This is a genomic window from Streptomyces sp. NPDC000878, assembly GCF_053599695.1.
In genome coordinates this window covers 1-18,723 of sequence record NZ_JBSFMT010000056.1, presented here as the reverse complement: position 1 = coordinate 18,723, position 18,723 = coordinate 1, and the positions used below count along the sequence as shown (strand labels likewise).

At 69.3% G+C, this 18,723-nt stretch carries 13 protein-coding genes; 8 read left to right on the top strand and 5 right to left on the bottom strand.

Annotated elements, in window-relative coordinates; translation table 11 throughout:
* Nucleotides 1-125 precede the first annotated feature (125 nt).
* From ACWDR4_RS35485 to ACWDR4_RS35475, 3 genes are all read right to left on the bottom strand, one after another.
* Nucleotides 126-1,274, bottom strand: coding sequence for an ABC transporter substrate-binding protein (locus tag ACWDR4_RS35485; RefSeq protein WP_450414554.1), 1,149 nt, complete (start codon nt 1,272-1,274; stop codon nt 126-128).
* 204 nt (nt 1,275-1,478) lie between these two features.
* A complete protein-coding gene (locus ACWDR4_RS35480) occupies nt 1,479-2,636 on the bottom strand; it encodes a lactate 2-monooxygenase (RefSeq protein WP_450414553.1) in 1,158 nt (385 codons plus the stop codon).
* 36 nt (nt 2,637-2,672) lie between these two features.
* Entirely contained in the window at nt 2,673-3,266 is a 594-nt protein-coding gene (locus ACWDR4_RS35475) for a TetR/AcrR family transcriptional regulator (protein ID WP_450414630.1), read from the bottom strand.
* 172 nt (nt 3,267-3,438) lie between these two features.
* Between ACWDR4_RS35475 and ACWDR4_RS35470 the strand changes: the two genes are divergently transcribed.
* The 4 genes from ACWDR4_RS35470 to ACWDR4_RS35455 all read left to right on the top strand — a co-directional run bounded on the left by ACWDR4_RS35470 (nt 3,439) and on the right by ACWDR4_RS35455 (nt 7,389).
* Nucleotides 3,439-4,449 carry an SMP-30/gluconolactonase/LRE family protein gene (locus tag ACWDR4_RS35470; RefSeq protein ID WP_450414551.1) on the top strand — a complete coding sequence of 337 codons (1,011 nt, stop codon included), beginning with the start codon at nt 3,439-3,441 and terminating at the stop codon, nt 4,447-4,449.
* 107 nt (nt 4,450-4,556) lie between these two features.
* The gene (locus ACWDR4_RS35465; protein ID WP_450414550.1) at nt 4,557-5,387 is read left to right on the top strand and encodes an SDR family NAD(P)-dependent oxidoreductase; all 831 of its coding nucleotides are present in this window, start codon (nt 4,557-4,559) and stop codon (nt 5,385-5,387) included.
* On the top strand, nt 5,384-6,616 hold the full coding sequence (locus tag ACWDR4_RS35460; protein WP_450414549.1) for an amino acid deaminase/aldolase: 1,233 nt from the start codon (nt 5,384-5,386) through the stop codon (nt 6,614-6,616). Before ACWDR4_RS35465 ends, ACWDR4_RS35460 begins: the two co-directional genes overlap by 4 nt.
* Complete coding sequence (locus ACWDR4_RS35455; RefSeq protein WP_450414548.1) at nt 6,613-7,389, top strand: SDR family NAD(P)-dependent oxidoreductase; 777 nt, start codon at nt 6,613-6,615, stop codon at nt 7,387-7,389. The genes ACWDR4_RS35460 and ACWDR4_RS35455 overlap by 4 nt, the downstream gene beginning before the upstream one ends.
* A 25-nt stretch (nt 7,390-7,414) precedes the next feature.
* Here ACWDR4_RS35455 and ACWDR4_RS35450 read toward each other — a convergent pair whose 3' ends face one another.
* Nucleotides 7,415-8,932, bottom strand: coding sequence for a carboxylesterase/lipase family protein (locus ACWDR4_RS35450; RefSeq protein WP_450414547.1), 1,518 nt, complete (start codon nt 8,930-8,932; stop codon nt 7,415-7,417).
* Between the two features lie 131 nt (nt 8,933-9,063).
* On the opposite strand from ACWDR4_RS35450, the gene ACWDR4_RS35445 reads away from it, so the two are divergent.
* The 4 genes from ACWDR4_RS35445 (at nt 9,064) to ACWDR4_RS35430 (ending at nt 15,670) form a co-directional block, all read left to right on the top strand.
* Nucleotides 9,064-10,029 (top strand): pirin family protein, encoded by a 966-nt coding sequence (locus tag ACWDR4_RS35445; protein ID WP_450414546.1) that lies wholly within the window; start codon nt 9,064-9,066, stop codon nt 10,027-10,029.
* Nucleotides 10,030-11,166: 1,137 nt separating this feature from the next.
* Nucleotides 11,167-12,471: a hypothetical protein gene (locus ACWDR4_RS35440; protein WP_450414544.1), complete on the top strand. Its 1,305-nt coding sequence runs from the start codon at nt 11,167-11,169 to the stop codon at nt 12,469-12,471.
* Between the two features lie 205 nt (nt 12,472-12,676).
* Nucleotides 12,677-14,053: a hypothetical protein gene (locus ACWDR4_RS35435; RefSeq protein ID WP_450414543.1), complete on the top strand. Its 1,377-nt coding sequence runs from the start codon at nt 12,677-12,679 to the stop codon at nt 14,051-14,053.
* Nucleotides 14,054-14,848: 795 nt separating this feature from the next.
* Nucleotides 14,849-15,670 carry an IS5 family transposase gene (locus ACWDR4_RS35430; protein ID WP_450414541.1) on the top strand — a complete coding sequence of 274 codons (822 nt, stop codon included), beginning with the start codon at nt 14,849-14,851 and terminating at the stop codon, nt 15,668-15,670.
* Here ACWDR4_RS35430 and ACWDR4_RS35425 read toward each other — a convergent pair.
* Nucleotides 15,597-16,211, bottom strand: a complete 615-nt coding sequence (locus ACWDR4_RS35425) for a hypothetical protein (protein ID WP_450414539.1) — start codon at nt 16,209-16,211, stop codon at nt 15,597-15,599. The genes ACWDR4_RS35430 and ACWDR4_RS35425 overlap by 74 nt on opposite strands.
* Between the last annotated feature and the right edge of the window lie 2,512 nt (nt 16,212-18,723).

The following is an 18,723-nucleotide window of genomic DNA, read 5'->3' as shown; positions in this document are numbered from 1 at the left end:
ATCGACCGCCTGTATGCCCCGTGTGAGGAGCCGGGTGGGACTGGCGACATGTGCGCAACCGACCGCTTTTAGGGGCGCGGGAAACTGCGCGACAAGCCCCCACCGGCCCGCGGCCGAAGAACCGCCTACGCCCCGGGGTGCAGCCCCAGCCAACCGGGCGTCGGATCGCCCTTCACCTCACCGAAGTACAACGCGAACGTCTGCTTCCACCGCTCGATCCCCGCCCGGTCGGCCATGAAGCGGGGGAACCCGTCAAGATTCGCGTTCGGGTACGTCCAGATCGGCTTCAACCCACCCGCGGGACTGACATCCGTCCGCACCGACCAACCGTTGAACGCGTTCTGCTGCTGGGCGACAGACAGCTGCCAGTTCAGGTACAGCTTGGCAGCCGTCGTGTTCCTGCCCTCCTTGAGGATCGCCGCCCGCTGGCCCCAGGACATGAACGGGTGCCCCTCGGCGACGGCCCACCGCGACGCCGCCGTGGACGGCGCCACGAGCGAGCCCGAGCCGCCGACGCCGAGCGCCTTCTGCCCGCCGGAGACGGCCAGCCCTGGCGTGTGGCTGCCACGGGCGAACCGGACGTCCTGGGCGGCGAACCTGGCCGCCCAGTCCCAGCCGTAGTGGTCGACGTACAGCTTGAAGAGGTAGAGGACGGCGTCGTCGTCGTGCGGGTAGGACGACGCGATCTGCCCCTTCCACTTCGGGTCGATCAGGTCGAGCGGGGACTTCGGGACGTCGGCGCCGACCGCGGCGACGTTGTACGAGTAGCTGAAGCCGATCACCGCGATGGCGGTCCAGGCGCCGTGCCGGTCCTTGAGGCCGTCGTACACCTTGGAGAAGCCCGCCGGCTTGTAGTGCAGCAGACGGCCCTGCTCGTTCCAGCGGGTGAAGTCCTGGAGGGTCTGGAGCTGGACGACGTCCGGGACGAGGGTGTCGGTCGCGAACTGGTTGTCGACGCGGACGTCGTGGTACTTGCTGTAGTCCACGACGACCTTGAGGTCGATCTCCGGGAAGCGGGCGGCGAAGCCGGCCCGGATTCCGTTGCCCTGGCCGTCGATGTCACCGCCCGCGTAGATGACGAGCTTGCCGCCCTCGGCGAGCGCGGCCTGGTACAGCTCGTCGAGCGTCCGGGTCTCCTCGGCGCCCGTGGCCGAGCGGGACGCGGCGGGCGAGGCCGCGGCGGCGGGGGTCCCGGTGGCGCCGAGCGCGCCGACGCCGAGGGCCGCTCCGGCTCCGGTGGCGAGTACACGTCGTCTGCTGAGGAAGCTGGACACTCTGCGGGCCTCTCTGATGGGGGGTTCTGCTGGAAGGCTCTTGGGTTCGATCCTCACGCGAGCGAGAGGGGCTTCGCGTCGGCTGTACGGAGTGAGGTGGACGGCGGCAGATTGAATCTCCGTTCAACCGATCGGTTGAACGGGGAGACCGGACGGTCGGACGTTCAGAGCGCCAGACGTTCAGAGGGCCGGACGGCCAGGCGGTCAGACGGCCTGGAGTGCCTCGGGCACAAGGTCCTTGAGGGACGGATAGCCGTCCACAGCCATGATCAGGTCCGCCTCGGCGAGCAGGGCCCGCAGGACGTGGACGATGCCGTCCGTGCCGCCGAGGGCGCAGCCGTAGGCGTACGGGCGGCCGATGCCGACCGCTGTCGCGCCCAGGGCGAGGGCCTTGACGATGTCGGCGCCACCGCGGACGCCGGAGTCGAAGAGGACCGGCAGCTCCCCCGCCGCCTCGACGACGCCGGGCAGGGCGGCCAGGGCGGGGAGGCCGCCGTTGGCCTGTCGACCGCCGTGGGTGGAGCAGTAGAGGGCGTCCACTCCCGCGTCGCGGGCGCGGCGCGCGTCCTCGGGGTGGCAGATGCCCTTGAGGATCAGGGGGAGGTCGGTCAGCGAGCGCAGCCAGTCCAGGTCGTCCCAGGTGAGCGGGTTGCCGAAGATCTGGGTCCAGTGGAGGATCGCGGCCTGCGGATCCTCCTCGGGCGGTCGGCCGAGCGCGGCCCGGAACGCCGGGTCGCTCGTGTAGTTGGCGAGGCAGTGGCCGCGCAGCTGGGGGAAGTTGGCCGTCGCGAGGTCTCGGGGGCGCCAGCCGGTGATCCAGGTGTCGAGGGTGACGACGATGCCCCGGTACCCGGCCCGCTCGGCACGGTGGACGAGGCTCTCGGCGATGCTCCGGTCGGTCGGGGTGTAGAGCTGGAAGAAGCCGGGGGTGTCGCCGAGTTCGGCCGCCACGTCCTCCAGCGGGTCGACGGAGAGCGTGGAGGCGACCATCGGCACTCCGGTACGGGCGGCGGCGCGGGCCGTGGCCAGGTCGCCGTGTCCGTCCTGGGCGCACAGGCCGATGACACCGATCGGGGCGAGGAACACCGGCGACGGGAGTGTCGTCCCGAACAGCTCGATGGTCAGGTCCCGTTGGGCTGCGCCGACGAGCATGCGCGGGATCAGACCCCAGCGGGCGAATGCCTCGACGTTGGCCCGCTGGGTGCGCTCGTCCCCGGCGCCCCCGGCGACGTAGGACCAGACGGAGGGCGGGAGCGCGGCCCGGGCCCGCTCCTCCAGCTCGGCGAACTCCATGGGGAACGTGGGCAGGACACCGCCCAGCCCGTTCAGATAGATCTCGTTCTGGTAGTCGGCGAACGCCATGCGGGCACCCTTTCCCTCAGGTCGGACAGTGCACGCTCAGGCGGCTCGTGGCCGGGCGTGCAGGAGAAGGTGATCGGCGAGCATCTCCAGCGCGGCCCGGCTGTCGTCGGTGTTGCGGTCGACGAGCCAGATCATGTTGAGGCCGTCGATCACCGACAGGACGTACCGCGCGAGCACCGGCACGGGCTCCGTCCACTCGATCCCCGCGTTGTCGGCGGCCAGTTCGAGCAGGGAGGCGAAGGCGCGCAGGAAGATCTCGTACTGCTTCCCGGCTACGTCCTCGAAGCCGGAGTTGCGCAGCGCGTACTGCGTCAGCTCGTAACTGATCTGGTGCTCGCCGGGGTTGGCCTCGAAGCCCTTCCAGAACGCGTGCAGGCTGTCGAGGACGCTGTCGCGGATGTCCTTGTGCGGGGCGAACAGACCGCGGACCTCGGCGACGTACCGCTCGGTGAGGGTCTCCGTGACGAGTTCGAGCAACTGGGCCCTGGACTCGAAGCAGTAGTGGAAGGCTCCGAGGGTCATGCCCGCCTCGGTGACCACCGCGCGGGTGGTCGCCTTGGCGACGCCGTCGCGCGCCATGACCCGGATCGCCGCCTCCAGGAGCTCCGCTCTCCGGTCGCTCGCCGCCATGCGGGGCACGCGTTCTCCTCTCCGCACGGGTCTCACCTGTTGGTTCGCCCGTCAGGATAGCCAACCGGGCTTCGAGAAGTAAGTCAGTTGTCCAGGACGCTTGACTTACTTCTCTCGTTTGGGCCACCGTAGCGGGAACCGAACGCCGACACGAACAGCCTCAGGAGGCAGGGTGCGAGCGAGGGCCACAGTCGTCCTGGACGGCTACGGCGTCCTGGAGTCCTTGCGCTGGCACGACGGCGCCCTGTGGTTCTGCGACCTCGCCCACGGGACGGTGCACCGCTGGGACACCCGGGGAGAGCCGGAGACGGTGGCGGAGGTTCCCGGCCGGGCGGGCGGCCTGGGCTGGCTGCCCGACGGGCGGATGCTGGTCGTCTCCATGGACGGGCGCTGTGTGTACCGGCGGGAGCCGGACGGCTCGCTTGTCGTGCACGCCGATCTGAAGGGCATCGCCGGGGGTCCCGTCAACGACATGTTCGTCGACCGGCGGGGTCGCGCCTACGTCGGCAACTTCGGCTTCGACTACCACGGCTTCGTCCGCAAGCAGCCCAACTCGATGCTCTATGCCCCACCCGGACCGCCCAGGACACCCCTCGCCTGCCTCTCCCCCAAGGGTGAACTCCTCGGCCTGAGCGAGCCGTTGGTGTTCCCGAACGGCATGTTCCTCCTCGACGAGGAGCAGGGCGCGGACGACGGACAGCCCGCGGGCGCCGGACCCACCCTCCTGGTCGCCGAGACCCTCGCGATGCGCCTCACCGCGCTCCCCGTACTGCCCGACGGCCGGCTGGGCCCGCCGTGCCCCTGGGCTCCCCTGATCCCGTCCGCCCTGTGGACGTCCCTCAACCACCCCGGGGTACTGGGCCGGATCACCCGGCGGGTCTCCGCCCTTCTGGACCACCCGGCGATCGCCGACCGCTCCGCGACTCCCATCGCTCCGGACGGCATCGCACCGGGCCGGGACGGCACGGCGTGGGTCGCCAACGCGCTGCGCGGCGAGTGTGTCCGGGTCGGACCGGGCGGCAAGATCCTCGACCGGGTCGCCACCAGCCAGCGCACCCTGAGCTGCCTGGTCGCCGGACCCGACGGCACCACCCTGTACGCGGCCACCACACCGACCGACGACCCGCAGCGCGCGGCGGGGCTGGGCGGGTCCCGGCTGGAGGCGTACACCTTGCCGTCCTGACCGCACCCCCCGCCAACTCGTCCTCGTTTCCCGGGAGTTCCCATGCACGCACCTCGAACGGACGGCGCCCCGCCCGCCCTTGCCGTCGCTCATGGCGGGAGTCCGCAGTGAGTGTCGTCCTGGTCACCGGCGCGGCGAGCGGCATCGGTGCGGCGACCGCGCGCGAGGCAGTGCGCCGGGGGCACCGGGTCGCCCTCGCCGACATCGACCTGGCCGGAGCGAGCCGGATCGCCGGTCAACTCGGGCCCGGCGCCCGCGCGTTCGAGCTGGACATCCGTGACGAGGCCGCGTGGGAGGCGACGTTGGACGCCGTGGCGGATCAACTCGGCCCGGCGGACGTCCTGGTCAACAACGCGGGGATCATCCACACCGGCTACGCACGCCAGTTGCCGCCGGACCGGCACCGCCACATGGTGGAGGTGAACCTGCTCGGTCCGATCACCGGCACGCTGGCCGCCCTGGCCCGGATGCGCGCCCAGGGCCACGGGCACATCGTCACCGTGTGCAGCATGACGTCGTTCCTGCCGCTGCCCGGCTACACCACCTACGGTGCGACCAAGCACGGGCTGCGTGCCTTCCACCACAGCGTGGCCATCGAGGAACGGGACGGGCCCGTGACCTTCAGCATCGTCCATCCGCCCGGCACTCGAACTCCCATGCTGGAGCAGGAGATGGCCGACCCCAGCGCGGTGATCACCTTCGCCGAGAAGCCGCTCACCCCCGAGAAGGTCGCCTCGGTGATCGTCGACGCCATCGAGAAGAAGCCGGTCGAAGTCGTCCACCCCGCCATCGGTGGACGCGTGCAGCGGGCCGCCGGTGTGTTCCCCCGGCTGATGCGCTTCGTGATCCCCAAGGTGGTGGCCATGGCCCAGCGCCGCAGCACGGGTCTCGTCCCGGCCCCGACAGCAGCATCCGAGCAAGGAGACACCGACCGATGACCCTCAACACCACTGCGCCCAGAGCCGGTTCGGCTCCCGCGACCGAGAGCCATTTCGACTCGCTGCGGGCGGCGACCGCCGGCCTCGAACCGCCCTTCGGCGTCATCGACCTGGACGCCTTCGACGCCAACGCCCTCGATCTGGAACGCCGGGCGGGCGGCAAGCCGATCCGGCTGGCCAGCAAGTCGCTGCGCTCCCGCGCCCTCATGCGGCGGGCCCTGGACCGCCCGGGATTCGCCGGCATCCTCGGCTTCACCCTGCCCGAAGCCCTGTGGCTGGCCGAGGAGTTCGACGACATCGTCGTCGGCTACCCCACCGCCGACCGCACGGCTCTGCGCCGGCTGGCCGCCGACGAACGGCTCGCGTCCCGCATCACCCTGATGGTGGACTGCGTCGAGCACCTTGACCTGATCGACGCGGCGACCGGCCCCCGCGAGACCCGCATCCAGGTCTGCCTGGAACTGGACGCGGCCCTGCGCCTGGCGGGCGGCCGTCTCCACCTGGGGCCGCGCCGGTCCCCGGTACACACCCCGCAGGAGGCGGCGGCGTTCGCCCGCGAGGTCGTGTCCCGGCCGGGCTTCGAGCTGACCGGGATCATGGGGTACGAGGGTCAGGTCGCCGGTCTGGGCGACAACGTGCCCGGCAACGCGCTCAAGCGGGCCGTCGTACGGGCGATGCAGCGTTCCTCCGTGGAGGAGCTGAGCCACCGCAGGGAAGCCGCGGTCGCGGCCGTACGGGCCGTGACACCGCTGCGGTTCGTCAACGGCGGCGGTACGGGCAGCCTGGAGACCACGACCCGCGAGGACTCCGTCACCGAACTCGCGGCGGGCTCCGGCCTGTACGGTCCCGGCCTGTTCGACTTCTACCGCGCCTTCCGCCCCGTCCCGGCGGCCTACTTCGTACTGCCCGTCGTACGCCGTCCCTCCTCCTCGGTGGCGACGCTCCTGGGCGGTGGCTGGATCGCGTCCGGGCCGCTCGGCAAGGACCGGCTGCCCACGCTGGCCTGGCCTCCGGGGCTGCGGGTCACCGCCACCGAGTCCTTCGGCGAGGTACAGACCCCGCTGGTGGGCAAGGCCGCGAGCGTCCTGGACATCGGGGACCGGGTGTGGCTGCGGCACGCCAAGGCCGGTGAGCTGTGCGAGCGGATCGGCGATCTGCACCTGGTCAGCGACGGCGCGGTGGTCGACACCGTGCCCACCTATCGCGGCGAGGGCCGCCACTTCCTGTGACCGCGACGACCATCACCGGCCGGACGGTCCTGATCGTCGGCGCCTCCTCCGGAATCGGGGCGGCCGTGGCCCGGCAGCTCGCCCCGGCGGGCAACCGGCTCGTCCTCACGGCCCGCCGCGCCCCCGAACTGGCCGCCGTGGCCCAGGAGGTACGGGCGGCCGGCAGCGCCTGCCTGGACCTCGCCGCCGACGCCCTGGACCCGGAGGCGGCGGCCGGGGTCGTGGCCGCCGCCGTCGCGGAGTTCGGCTCCGTCGACATCGCGCTGCTCAACGCGGGCCAGGGACCGGACATGTCCATGGACCAGGTCGGCACGGCCGACGTCGCACGGATCATGGCGTTGAACTACGACGTCGTCGTCAACTATCTGGTCCCGCTGATCCGGCAGTTGGGCGAGCAGCCCGACGGAGGTCTGATCGCCCACACCAACTCCCTCGCCGGGCTGATGGGCATCCCCCGCCAGGGCCCGTACTCGGCGGCGAAGGCAGCCGTGCGCACCCTCCTCGACACCGCGCGCGTCGAACTGGCGCCCAGGCGCATCCGGTTCACCTCGATCCACCCGGGCTTCGTGGGCACGGACCGGGTCGACGGGGACGGCCTGCCCAAGCCCTTCCAGGTCAGCCAGGAGCGCGCGGCCCGGTACGTCGTACGCGCCCTGGAGCGGGAACCGGCGCAGGCTTGTTTCCCCTGGCAGACAACGGCGTTGGTCCGCACGCTGCGTGCCCTGCCCGCGCCGGTCTCCGACCGGATGCTGCGCCTGCTGGCCGCCCGGTAGCGCCCCCTTTGGAACCGCCGGTCCGTCACTCCGCCGTCAGGGGCAGCGCGCCGAACGTGTGCCGCTGCCACAGGCGCCGGGAGGCCTCCTCCGGGTAGGCGGCGACGGCCGGTTCGGTGTCGAGGAGCTGGACGAGGCGCCGTTCGGTGTCGTACGCGGGCCAGCCCGGGTCGCCCGTGGCGGCGAAGGAGGTCCAGGCGGAGCGGATGCGGGCGGAGAGCGCCTCGGCCTCGGGCAGGGGCACGGGCCCCATCAGCATGCCGCCGAGGCCGCCGGTGACATCGCCGCCGACGCCGAAGGTCAGGGGCACGTCCAGGCCGTGACAGGCGCCCAGGACACCGCCGTTCGCGGGAGCGGCCCAGGTCAGCTCGTAGACGTGGGCCCGGCCGCCCGCGGTCACCTGTGCCTCCGCGAGGTGGATCACGGGCATCCGGAAGAGCCAGTCGGACTGCACGAGTTCGAACAGGTGCTCCGCCGAGGCGTCCGGGAACGCGGCGCGGTAGGCCTGTTCGGCGTCGGGACCGGGGCCGAACAGGCTCAGGACGGTCGCCGCCAGCTGGTCGTCCACGCGGCCGAGCAGCCCGCCGAGCAGGAGGAAGAGGCGGTACTCGTCCCGGGTGTGCCCGAGGATCAGCTCCACGTCCCGCGCGGCGCCGCCCGCCAGGGCCTCGAACGGGGTGGTCGTCAGGACCTCGCCGTCGACGACCGGCGAGAACGGGGTCGGAGTGAGGGCGACCGCGCCCCACCTCGGCACGTACTCGCGCATCCGGGCGCTGAGGGTGGCCCCGGCCTCGGGCAGCTTGCGCGGGTCCACGCCGGACAGGTCGTCCACGGTCGGGCGCAGCCCGAGTTCACCGGCGAGCGCCTCGGCGATGTCCCCGGCGAGCGCGTCCGAGAAGTACGTGCCGGGCACGCTCTGCAGGATCGCCCGCCGGAACAGTCCGCGCGCCCGCTCCATGGTGAGCAGCGCGGCGATGGACCCGGCGCCGGCCGACTCCCCGAAGACGGTGACCTGGTCGGGGTCGCCGCCGAACGCGGTCACGTTCTCGCGCACCCACTCCAGGGCTGCGACCTGGTCGAGCAGCCCCCGGTTGGCCGGGGCGCCCTCGATCCGGGCGAACCCCTCGATGCCGACCCGGTAGTTGAGGGTGACCACGACGGTCTCGCCCTCACGGGAGAGACGGCCGCCGTCGTAGTTCGGGTCGTCGGCGGAGCCGAACTTGTAGGCGCCGCCGTAGATCCACACCAGCACCGGCCTGCGTGCCGCCGGGTCCGCGTCGGGCGTCCAGACGTTGACGGTCAGCCAGTCGTCCCCGGCGGGCGAGACCTCGGGGCCCATCATCTCCTGCGGCGGCGGAGGCCCGAACGCGAACGCCTCCCGCACCCCGTCCCAGCGCTCGGCAGGCCGTGGCGCCGCGAAGCGCAGCTCCCCGACCGGCGGCTGCGCGAACGGAATCCCGCGGAACACCGAGAGGCCTCCTTCACGACGCCCACGGACCGTGCCCGCCACCGTGCTGACCTCGGGAAACTCGGCTGCGCTCATCGAAAGACCTCTCACGCCGTAGTGAATTGTTCTTCACTATACGAACGATGACGCCAAAGTGGGACCAAGCCTTCCGACTTTCTCGCCTCCGCGAGGGAGGGCAGGCCCGATCCCCCACTAGGTTGTGCGCCATGAGCAACCTTGACCGCGCGCCCGTACCCAGCGTCTGTGGCGGGCGTGGATTCGTCGTCGCCGAACCCGTACGTGAACTGCTGAGCCCCCGGCGCGTCAAGCTCGGGGAAGGCACCGAGGTACGCCGCCTGCTGCCCAACCTCGGCCGGCGCATGATCGGCGCGTGGGCCTTCGTCGACCACTACGGGCCGGACGACATCGCCGACGAGCCCGGTATGCAGGTGCCGCCGCATCCGCACATGGGCCTGCAGACGGTGAGCTGGCTACACGAGGGCGAGGTGCTGCACCGCGACTCGACCGGCAGCCTCCAGACGATCCGGCCGCGCGAACTGGGCCTCATGACCTCGGGCCGGGCGATCAGCCACTCCGAGGAGAGCCCCAAGTCCCACGCGCGTTTCCTGCACGGCGCGCAGCTGTGGGTCGCCCTCCCGGACGACCACCGCCACACCGACCCGCACTTCGAACACCACGCCGGCCTGCCCTCGGTCACGGCACCCGGCGTCACGGCGACGGTGATCCTCGGCGCCCTCGACGGCGCGGCCTCGCCCGGCACGACGTACACCCCGATCGTCGGCGCCGACCTGACGCTCGCGGACGGCGCGGACGTACGCCTGCCGCTCGTGCCCGACTTCGAGTACGGGGTGCTGGCGATGTCCGGCGAGGTGCACGTCGACGGGGTGCCGGTGCTGCCAGGCTCGATGCTCTACCTCGGCTGCGGCCGGACCGAACTCCCGCTGCGGGCCGCGTCCGACGCGAGCGTCATGCTCCTCGGGGGCGAGCCGTTCGAGGAGGAGCTGATCATGTGGTGGAACTTCATCGGGCGCACTCAGGACGATATCAAACAGGCTCGCGAGGACTGGACGAGCGGGTCGCGGTTTGGGGAAGTAAAGGGTTATGAGGGAGCTCCTCTACCGGCTCCCGAGTTGCCGCCAACACCCCTGAAGCCGCGAGGTCGAGTGCGCTGAACTGGCCCCTTTCAACACGCCAGCCGTATCACCGGGCGCGGCGAAACCAACCCCGCCCGGTTCACTCAGACCGCATGAGCAAATCACCTTCGCACCCCTCGTGCCGCTCCACCCCGAAGTGCAGGTTTCGCCAGCCGTAGTCAGCTTTGCTCGGACTGATGCTGACCCAATGCTGACTTCACTGACAGGTGGTCAGGTCTCCGGGGAGGGCTCAGCTCGCCCCTCTCGCGCCACATTCACCTCCGCTCCCTCGTACGCGCACCGGGAGCCGTCGGCGGACTACTCCCCCTACGGCGAGCGAGATCCCTCACCCCCTCCAGAATCACGCTGACCGCAACCGCAGTTATGAGGTCTCCACAAGCGGAGCACGTGGTGCATCCTGCCCCGTGGCACCGGGCAAGCTGCGCAATTCATTGCAGCCAGTGCCGACGTCGCGCGCAGCGTCCGCACACGCCCTGAGCAATGCTTCCCACCCCGCACGCCCAGCTGCGCCCCACAACCAGCGTGAGCCAGCACGGCAAGCCATGTAGCCCCGAGACTTTGCCATCCTGTCTGGCAACAAGCCCTCATTCGCTACAGAATGCGCCACCTCAGCAGGCTGCTGGCCTCAGACGTCGACATGTACGTCAAGTACAAGGAGACGGCGCGCGGGGGCCTCGCGGTCAACATCATCGAATGCTGAGGAAGTAGACCCTGACCAGCGCGTTCTTATCTTTCAGCGCTGTCAGGGCCTTCCCTGCTTACGCGACAGAAAGTCCCTGAAAAGTCCCCAGCTTGTCCCTGGATCGGCGATGACTTCCAAGGTGTCTGGGCAGCGTGTTCCCGAGTCGCTTCCTGCCCGTTCGTGTTCCGTGCCGCCTCGCCCGAGCGCGGCACGCGTCCACTCGGGACCGCCAGCTTCCGCGCCATCGACGACGCCATCACCTTTCTCACGACGGTCAGACCGACGGCCATGACGCCTCCGATCAAGGGCCCGCGCGAAATTTTTGCCTCCGACGTTTCAAACTGCTGTACCTAGGGGATCGAGAGTGCTGTAAGCATCTACAGCACTCTCGATCCAAGGGGTACAGCACTATGCATCGCCTTCAGCCAGTCGGGAACGGCCTGCACACCGACCACCCCGTACCCGGTCTGCCAATGGTGGACGACACACACATCCCCATCGAAGATCCTGCCGCTGTCGAGGCCATCGGCCGCCATGAAGAGGGCGGCACTTGGGGCCGCTGGGACAGGGACCGAACCGCGGACGGTGCGTGGCTGGCCTTCACCACCGATCCGATCCGCCATGACCTGGCCTGGGTCGTCCGCCATCATCCCGAGCATGGCCGCACGGTCCTCGTAGTCCGTGACAAGGACGCCTCTCCCTGGCACAGCAATTGGTGGGGGCCGCAGCTCCTGTTCCGCCAGGGCGGTTACTGGTGGGACGGAACCAGCTGGTATCGGCCCGAACAGGTCTGGGACGCCGCCAGCGAGCGCTTCGACCAGCGCCCGGTCAAAGCCGCCACCACCATCACTGCCGAAGACCTCTTGGACGACAACGCCCATCCCGCCGGAGGGCGCATCCTGAAGGTGGCCAACCTCGATTTCGACGCCCCTCTCCCCGATCAGTGGAACGACCATCTGGCCTTGTGGGCCTCACGCCGCCCCCACGACGCTCTGCCGCTGTCCCGGTGCGTAGTGCGCGTGTCCGCGCCCGAACTCGCTGCGGATCAGCTCATCGGCGTGCCGGAGATGGCCGAGATCGGCGGCATCGCCGCGTCCACTCTGCGCGCGTACATCTCCCGCGGCGAAAGTGACGTCCCTCCACCTCAGGCCACTGTGAACGGCCGTAATCTCTGGGCGCGCCCGGTGGCCCAGGACTGGGCTGAGCAACGCCACCGTTCGCCCGAGAGCGCCGCTGCCACACTCAGCTCCAGTGACGACACCGGTCTACCCGTGGGTAGCGCTGAATTGCGTCAGCGATTGGCTCGCCGGTTCTTCGGCGTCCTGTGGGAGCGGCCCGACTGGCGCAAGCGTTGGGCCATGCGCCACCGCAACGAAGCCGCAGTTCAGGAGGTCGCCGACGAGCTCGCCTGGAGCGTCGCCGCCGACACCGACAGCATCATCAATCCCTACGACCTGGCCGCCACCATCCGGCACGCCATCCTCGACGAGTTCGCCTACGGCCAGGAACTGGATAAGGCCACCGGGAGTAAGGATTCGTCCTTCTACGGCATCGCAACACCCGTCACGAAGACGTTGGACTGGCTTATCGGGCACCATCCTCAAGCCGCTCACCACGTCATTGGCGAGGTCATCGGCGATGCCGAGCGTCGACTGGACATTCCACGTGACGTCAGCGCCGATTCCATCCGCACAGCCCTCGGCTTGGACAGCCGGCTGCCTCGCCAGGCACGACTCGACTTCCTTGAGCGAGCACTCCCACCGAAGCCTGGCCACTGACATCGAGTTGGTTCCAGGGCTGTAGTAACCGCGCCCCAGCAATCACCCAAGACACTGGCAGGGAAGCCGAATACGCGACCCCACAGATACCCAGCCTGGTGGGTGGCCAGTTTACGACCAGCGCCGAGTCTGCTCCATGCCCTGTTGTCAGTGGTCGTCGCTACCGTAGTTCTGACGGTCTTTCACAAAGAAAAGGTGGTATTGAGTGGCCAACATCGTCTGGCACACGAAGTTCCAGATCTTGCTCGACCTGACCATTGACGACCTCGATCATCCGGAACTTCCTGAACTGTGGGAGACGATCTACCGAACAGACCGGTACTACGGGCAACGAAGCGTACCCGTGAACCAGCGGGACCTGCAGTGTGGAGGCGTATGCCGGGACGCAGGCGTGGAAGCATGGATGCACCTGCGTTTGCGCGCCAACGGGCGCCGCGAAGCAGTTCACGAGAGGCGTGAAGACGAAGCCCGCCACACCGTTCCGATGAGTGATGAGCACAAGGCCTACCAGGAGCGGATCCTGCGCGCCGCTGAAGATGGCGGCTTCCACAGCGACAGCGAAGTGCGCACCCGCGTGGGTCGTAGCTGGATACAGACCGACACTCTCGTCGAAGGCGCCGACGGACGCCGCATAGGCTGGGAAGTCCAACTCTCCTCAGTTGGCAGCGATGGACTTCGCGGTGTCCGCGCCCGCGCAGCCAAGGCAGAGAAAAACGGGATCACTCCCGCCTGGCACACCGACCGCTCCGACTACGCCCAGCGACACGACACCCACTGGACCCGCAGCAACAACCTCCCCGCCTACGTCATCGCCAAGACCGGCGACCTCCGCGTCATCTCCGGCTTCCGCAAACTGGACTTCTGGCGCTGTGATGTCCACGCCGTCCACCCCTGCCCCCATGGCGTACGCCGCTGCGGCGAAGCCCACGCCACACCGACGCCCAAGGACGTCCTCTTCGACGACCTGGTCCGCCAGACCGCCGCCGGCACAATCGTGCCGATCCAGTTCCGCACCGCCACCAAGCTCCACCGCTTCTGGGTCACCAACGCAGATCAGGAGCGCTACAACGATCTGCTCAGCGACGCCACCCAGCTTCCCCCGGCCAGGGAAGACGACATCACTCCGACCAGAGCCAGCCGCAACCGGCCTACCTGCCGCCCCGATCTCTCGGCGAATCCGCAGAGTCAGTCGACATCGCAAGCCGACCAGGATGCTGTGCCGCTCTCGCTACTGCCCGCCCAACCCGCGGCGCCAGCCATCGAAGCTGGGAGCGATCGCGCATTCCGCTCAACCGCACCTTCAGAAGCGGAGCGTTTCCAGCAGCCCGGATTAGACGGCGGAGCAAGACTCCTTGACTCACTAATCGAGCTCCAACAGGTCGCCAACAACGAGCACCGAAAGCTGCAGCAGCTGAACGGCAACGAAGAACGCGAACGGCAGCGGCGGATGTGGTTCGAAGCGGCGTGCAAGGTACAGGCCGCAGTCACTCAATTCGCACGCTCCAAGCGCCTCAACCGCTACGAGGTGGAGAAGGAACTGCGCGGTATCGTTCGAGGCATCGAAGAACCCTCGGACATGTAGCTGCCAAAATAGTTGTTAGACGAGCCTCAACTCCGCTCGTCCCTCGACTCAGCGCCGACTACTGCGATCACCATCTGCCCCAACCAACTGCTGTCGTTGGCTCGCAGAGTCTCGGCCGATCCCGGACCGATTGAAGACATACCGCCCGATGCCGACGTCAAACCCGTCGAGGAACTATCCCCCGCGAGTGCGGGGAGTATCTCTGGCTCTCTCGCCGACTGGCGTTCATGGTGGATACCCGCAAGGGCGGGGATGGTCCCTGGAATCCATGGAGCGCGATCCACCCCGGGGCCTGCTCCCTCACCCGCCGGAAGGTAGCGGGACCTACGCATTGTGAGCCCGATTAGAGATCGTGGCGGGTTGTGCTCCGTGGTCGTACCAGATCCCGTTTTCCCAGATCAGAGTACGTGTCACGGTCCCACTGTTCGCACTCCGTGTTGCACCGTCCACAGGCGTCCGCGCTCCCCTTGCGCTCCGCATTCCTCAGCAAGGCAATGAACCGACCCACACAACTCCCTATCTGAGAAGCCGTATTCCTATCGATCATGAGGACGGTCCTGATCGAACGGGTTCCCTGGTCGGGTGATCTTGGCCGCGCGGGCGCATGAAAGCAGGGCCTCCGGCGCAGCACGAGGGTTGCGAAGCCAACTCGTGCACCAGGAGGCCCTGTTGTCCCAGTCTTGCGTGACGACGTTGTTCCCGTCCAACTCGCGCGTGTCGGCGTGCGATTGCCTCGCTCACCGGTTCGGGAACGCGGCCGACCGCCCCGACCGGATGCGGCAGTACCCCTCCGATATGACGGACGCCGAGTGGCAGGTGGTGCGCGACGCGATGCCGGTCCCAGCCTGGCTCGAAGGGCGGGGCGGACAGCCGGAGGGCTACTGCCACCGGCAGATGTTGGACGCGGTCCGTTATGTCACGGACAACGCGGTCAAGTGGAGGGCGATGCCCGCCGACTTTCCGGCGTGGGACCGGGTGTATGCGTTCTTTCGCAGGTGGCGCGACAAGGGACTGGCCCGCGAGTTCCACGACCGCCTGCGCGGACGGGTCCGTCGGGCCGAAGGGCGAAACGTGGAACCGACCGCGGCGATCATCGACTCGCAGTCGGTCAAGGGTGCGGCGTCGGTGCCCGCTGCCTCACGCGGCTATGACGGCGGCAAGAAGATCAACGGCAGGGGCCGGCACGTCATCACGGACAGCATCGGGCTGCTGCTGATGGTCCTGGTGACCGCCGCCGACGTCACCGACCGCCAGGCCGCCCGCGTGATGCTGCCCCGGCTCCGGGCGAAGTTCCGCAAGATCACCCTCATCTGGACGGACGGCGGCTACTCCGGCCGCCTGGTCACCTGGGCCAGGGAGAAACTCCAGCTCACCCTGGAGATCGTCAAGCGCAGTGACGACATGAGCGGCTTTGTGGTGCTGCCCAGACGGTGGTGCGTGGAGCGGACTCTGGGGTGGCTGATGCGATCGCGGCGTCTGGTGCGGGACTTCGAGACGCTGCCCGCCTCCAGCGAGACGTTCGTCTGCTTCTCGATGGCCATGCTCATGAGCCGCCGCCTCGCCCGGACGGCATCTCGGCCCCGGCCCGGGCAGGCACGGTGGGCTCGCGCGGCGTGAACCGGCCCGACGGCAACGCGGTCACCCAGCCCCGCTCGGCCAGCCGCCTCGCCTTCGAACGCGCTCCCTCGGTCTTCGCCGGCACCGCCGCAAGCCCCAGCCGCCCGGCCAACTCCTTCGCCGAGATGCCCTCACCGGCGCCCGGCTCGGCCTCCACCAGCTCCACAATCCGCCGGTAGTCCGCCGACAGCGCCAAAACCGTCGCCCCCGCATACCAGCGCGGAACGACCGACCCCGCGACCGGGGCCATCGCCGCAGCCGTCGCCTCGACCACCGGGGCGGCCCCTTCCTCCAGCATCGCGTCGCGGCCGGCCAAGGTCTCGGCGAGCTCGGCCGTGGCGATCACGCGACGCTCCAACAACGCCTCCGCCTCGGCGAGTTCGGCAAGAACCCGCTCCGCCTCCACCCGAAGCTCCTCCGCCCGCACCCGGGCAGCCGCTTCGCGCTCCTCCACCAGCGTCATCACCGACGTCACGCTCAACTCCGCATCACCGAGACCGAACCAGACGCCCGAACTCTCCCGCAGCAATGCCCACACCATGCCTGATCAGCGGAAACTCAACGACCACATCCGGAAAGACAACGGCTTCTCATGACGCACCGCCGATCGACCGCAGGGGTCCGTCCCACCATTGAGGGCGTGAACCGTGGCGCCGCTACCTACTTCTGCGGGACCTGAGGTCCGTCCGCCTACACGGGGACCACGGACTGGTGCGCGTCCAGCTGCTACCCGACGACGGTTCATCCCCACCGTCAGCGGGCAGCACAAGCTGACCGCGTCCAGGAACACGAGGATCGCCGGGTCACCCCGGGTCGGCGGGGAACACTACGGGGTCTACCCGCTCCCGTACAGCAAGGACGGCTCACCCCTGCGTCGGCAGGGACCACACCGCCAGCATCATGGCGAACCTGCCCATGGGTGGTTCACCCCCGCGTCGGCAAGGATCACGGCCGCAATGTCACAGCGAGGACCAGCCACTCCGAGCCACCCTCGCGTCGGCGGGGACCAGGTGTCTGGCAAGTTGGCGGCGCGCGAACGCTGCTCGCCCCTGCGTCGGCAGGGAGCACCAGGTGACCCTGAGATGACCGGGGGACCCACCGGTTCACCCCCGCATCTGCGGGGAGCACGAGCCATGTCTCAGGGTCGGCCAATTGGTGATCGGTTCACCCCCCGTCGGCGGGGAGCACTCCGGCGGGTACAGCGCGAGTTCGCCCTGCGTCGGCTCACCCCCGCGTCGGCGGGGAGCACTCTCCGAGGGCGGCCTGCACGAACGCGTACGCCGGTTCACCCACGCGTCGCCGGGGAGCACGTCATCTCTCGCGGCGTCTGTCCGGCGAGCGCCGGTTCACCCCCACAGCGGCGGGGACCACCAGGTAGAAGCTGCCTTCGCGTTCTGCGGGTACGGTTCACTCCCGCATCGGCGGAGAACACCCGACCGGTCCTCACGGCACGGTGTGCAAGAGAGGTTCACCCCCGCAACAGCGGGGACAACGCACGACGCGACCTCGACCGGATCACTGCTGCCGGTTCACCCCCTCGTCGGCGGGCATCACCTCAACTACCTGCCTTTCCAGGTGTACGAGTACGGTTCACCCCCGCGTCGGAGGGGACCACGTCCTCGTACGCTGGACCAGTTCGAAGGACACCGGCTCACCCCCGCGTCGGCGGGGAGCACTGCCTCGGGTGGGTGACGACCGAGGGTGGCCTCGGTTCACCCCCGCATCGGCGAGGAGCACACCCGGAGCGCACCCGCGAGACGGACCCGGTACGGTTCACTCCCGCGTCGGCGGGAAGCACTCAGATCGCTTCCAGTCATGGGCTGAGGCTGGCGATTCACCCCCGCGTCGGCGGGGACCGCGTACGGGTGGCCACCCGCGCCCCCGAGTTCGACGGTTCACCCTCGCGTCGGCAGAGAGCACTGCTGTGGGGCCGCGGACTTGGACTTGATCGTCGGTTCACCCCCGCGTGGGCAGGGACCACTGGCGCCTCCATGCCCGCTGAATGCTGATGGTCGGTTCACCCCCGCGTCGGCGGGGACCACGTCTTGAGGCGCGGTTCGTCGCTGAGGATGTTCGATTCACCCCCGCGACAGCGGGGACAACGCACGACGCAACCTCGACCGGATCACTGCTGCCGGTTCACCCCCGCGTCAGCGGGGACCACGGGAGCCGTGCGGGGGACGCTACTCAGTCCCGCTGGTTCACCCCCGCGTCGGCGGGGACCACGGAGCCCCGTGGTGGGCAGAGGACATGACCACCGGTTCACCCCCGCGTCGGCGAGGAGCACCGAGGCGAAGACCTGCTGCGCACGAGACAGTGCGGTTCACCCCCGCATCGGCGGGGAGGACTCCAACGAGGCAAATCCGGCGGGTCCCTCCACTGGTTCACCCCCGCGTCGGCGGGGACCACTCCCTAGAGCCTACTGATTGATGTCCGAACTACGGTTCACCCCCGCGTCGGCAGGGGCCACACCATCGAGGACGGCCGCCGACTGACCACCGGTTTCCCCCCGGGTCGGCGGGAACCACTTGGCTACGTCTTCGATGGTGAGTCCGGCCCGCGGTTCACCCCCGCGTCGGCGGGGAGCACGACGTCGGCGACCTGTCGGAGACCGAGGTCACCGGTTCACCCCTGCGTCGGCGGGGACCACACGCCGATCCCCTTCAGCCCGATGCCGAACGCCGGTTCACCCCCTCATCGGCGGAGACCACATGAGCTACACGGCCTTTCCTTCTTCGCCGGGCGGTTCACCCCAGGTCGGCGAGGACCACTTGTTGTTGTAGCAGCCCGCGCTAGACGTGTCCGGTTCACCCCCGCGTCGGCGGGGAGTACGGCGAGGTGGTGGGCGTGCTCGTCGAGAACGGCGGTTCACCCCCGCGTCGGCGAGGAGCACCTGCTTGCCGCTCTGCTTGCGGGAGACCTGCGCGGTTCACCCTCGCGTCGGCGGGGAGTACCAAGTGGCTTCGTAGGTGACGGTGGACTCCACTTGTAGGTCAGTTCTGACTCCACCCGGCGCCTGGGGGACCTGATTTTGTAGGTGAGAAATGACTCCA

What these genes read in the sequence shown, in the direction of transcription:
- ACWDR4_RS35480 (WP_450414553.1), bottom strand. Translation starts at nt 2,636, where the DNA reads ATGGCGTTCGCCGACTACCAGAACGAGATCTATCTGAACGGGCTGGGC.
- ACWDR4_RS35475 (WP_450414630.1), bottom strand. Translation starts at nt 3,266, where the DNA reads ATGGCGGCGAGCGACCGGAGAGCGGAGCTCCTGGAGGCGGCGATCCGG.
- ACWDR4_RS35460 (WP_450414549.1), top strand. Translation starts at nt 5,384, where the DNA reads ATGACCCTCAACACCACTGCGCCCAGAGCCGGTTCGGCTCCCGCGACC.
- ACWDR4_RS35450 (WP_450414547.1), bottom strand. Translation starts at nt 8,932, where the DNA reads ATGAGCGCAGCCGAGTTTCCCGAGGTCAGCACGGTGGCGGGCACGGTC.
- ACWDR4_RS35445 (WP_450414546.1), top strand. Translation starts at nt 9,064, where the DNA reads ATGAGCAACCTTGACCGCGCGCCCGTACCCAGCGTCTGTGGCGGGCGT.
- ACWDR4_RS35440 (WP_450414544.1), top strand. Translation starts at nt 11,167, where the DNA reads ATGGTGGACGACACACACATCCCCATCGAAGATCCTGCCGCTGTCGAG.
- ACWDR4_RS35430 (WP_450414541.1), top strand. Translation starts at nt 14,849, where the DNA reads ATGACGGACGCCGAGTGGCAGGTGGTGCGCGACGCGATGCCGGTCCCA.
- ACWDR4_RS35425 (WP_450414539.1), bottom strand. Translation starts at nt 16,211, where the DNA reads ATGGTGTGGGCATTGCTGCGGGAGAGTTCGGGCGTCTGGTTCGGTCTC.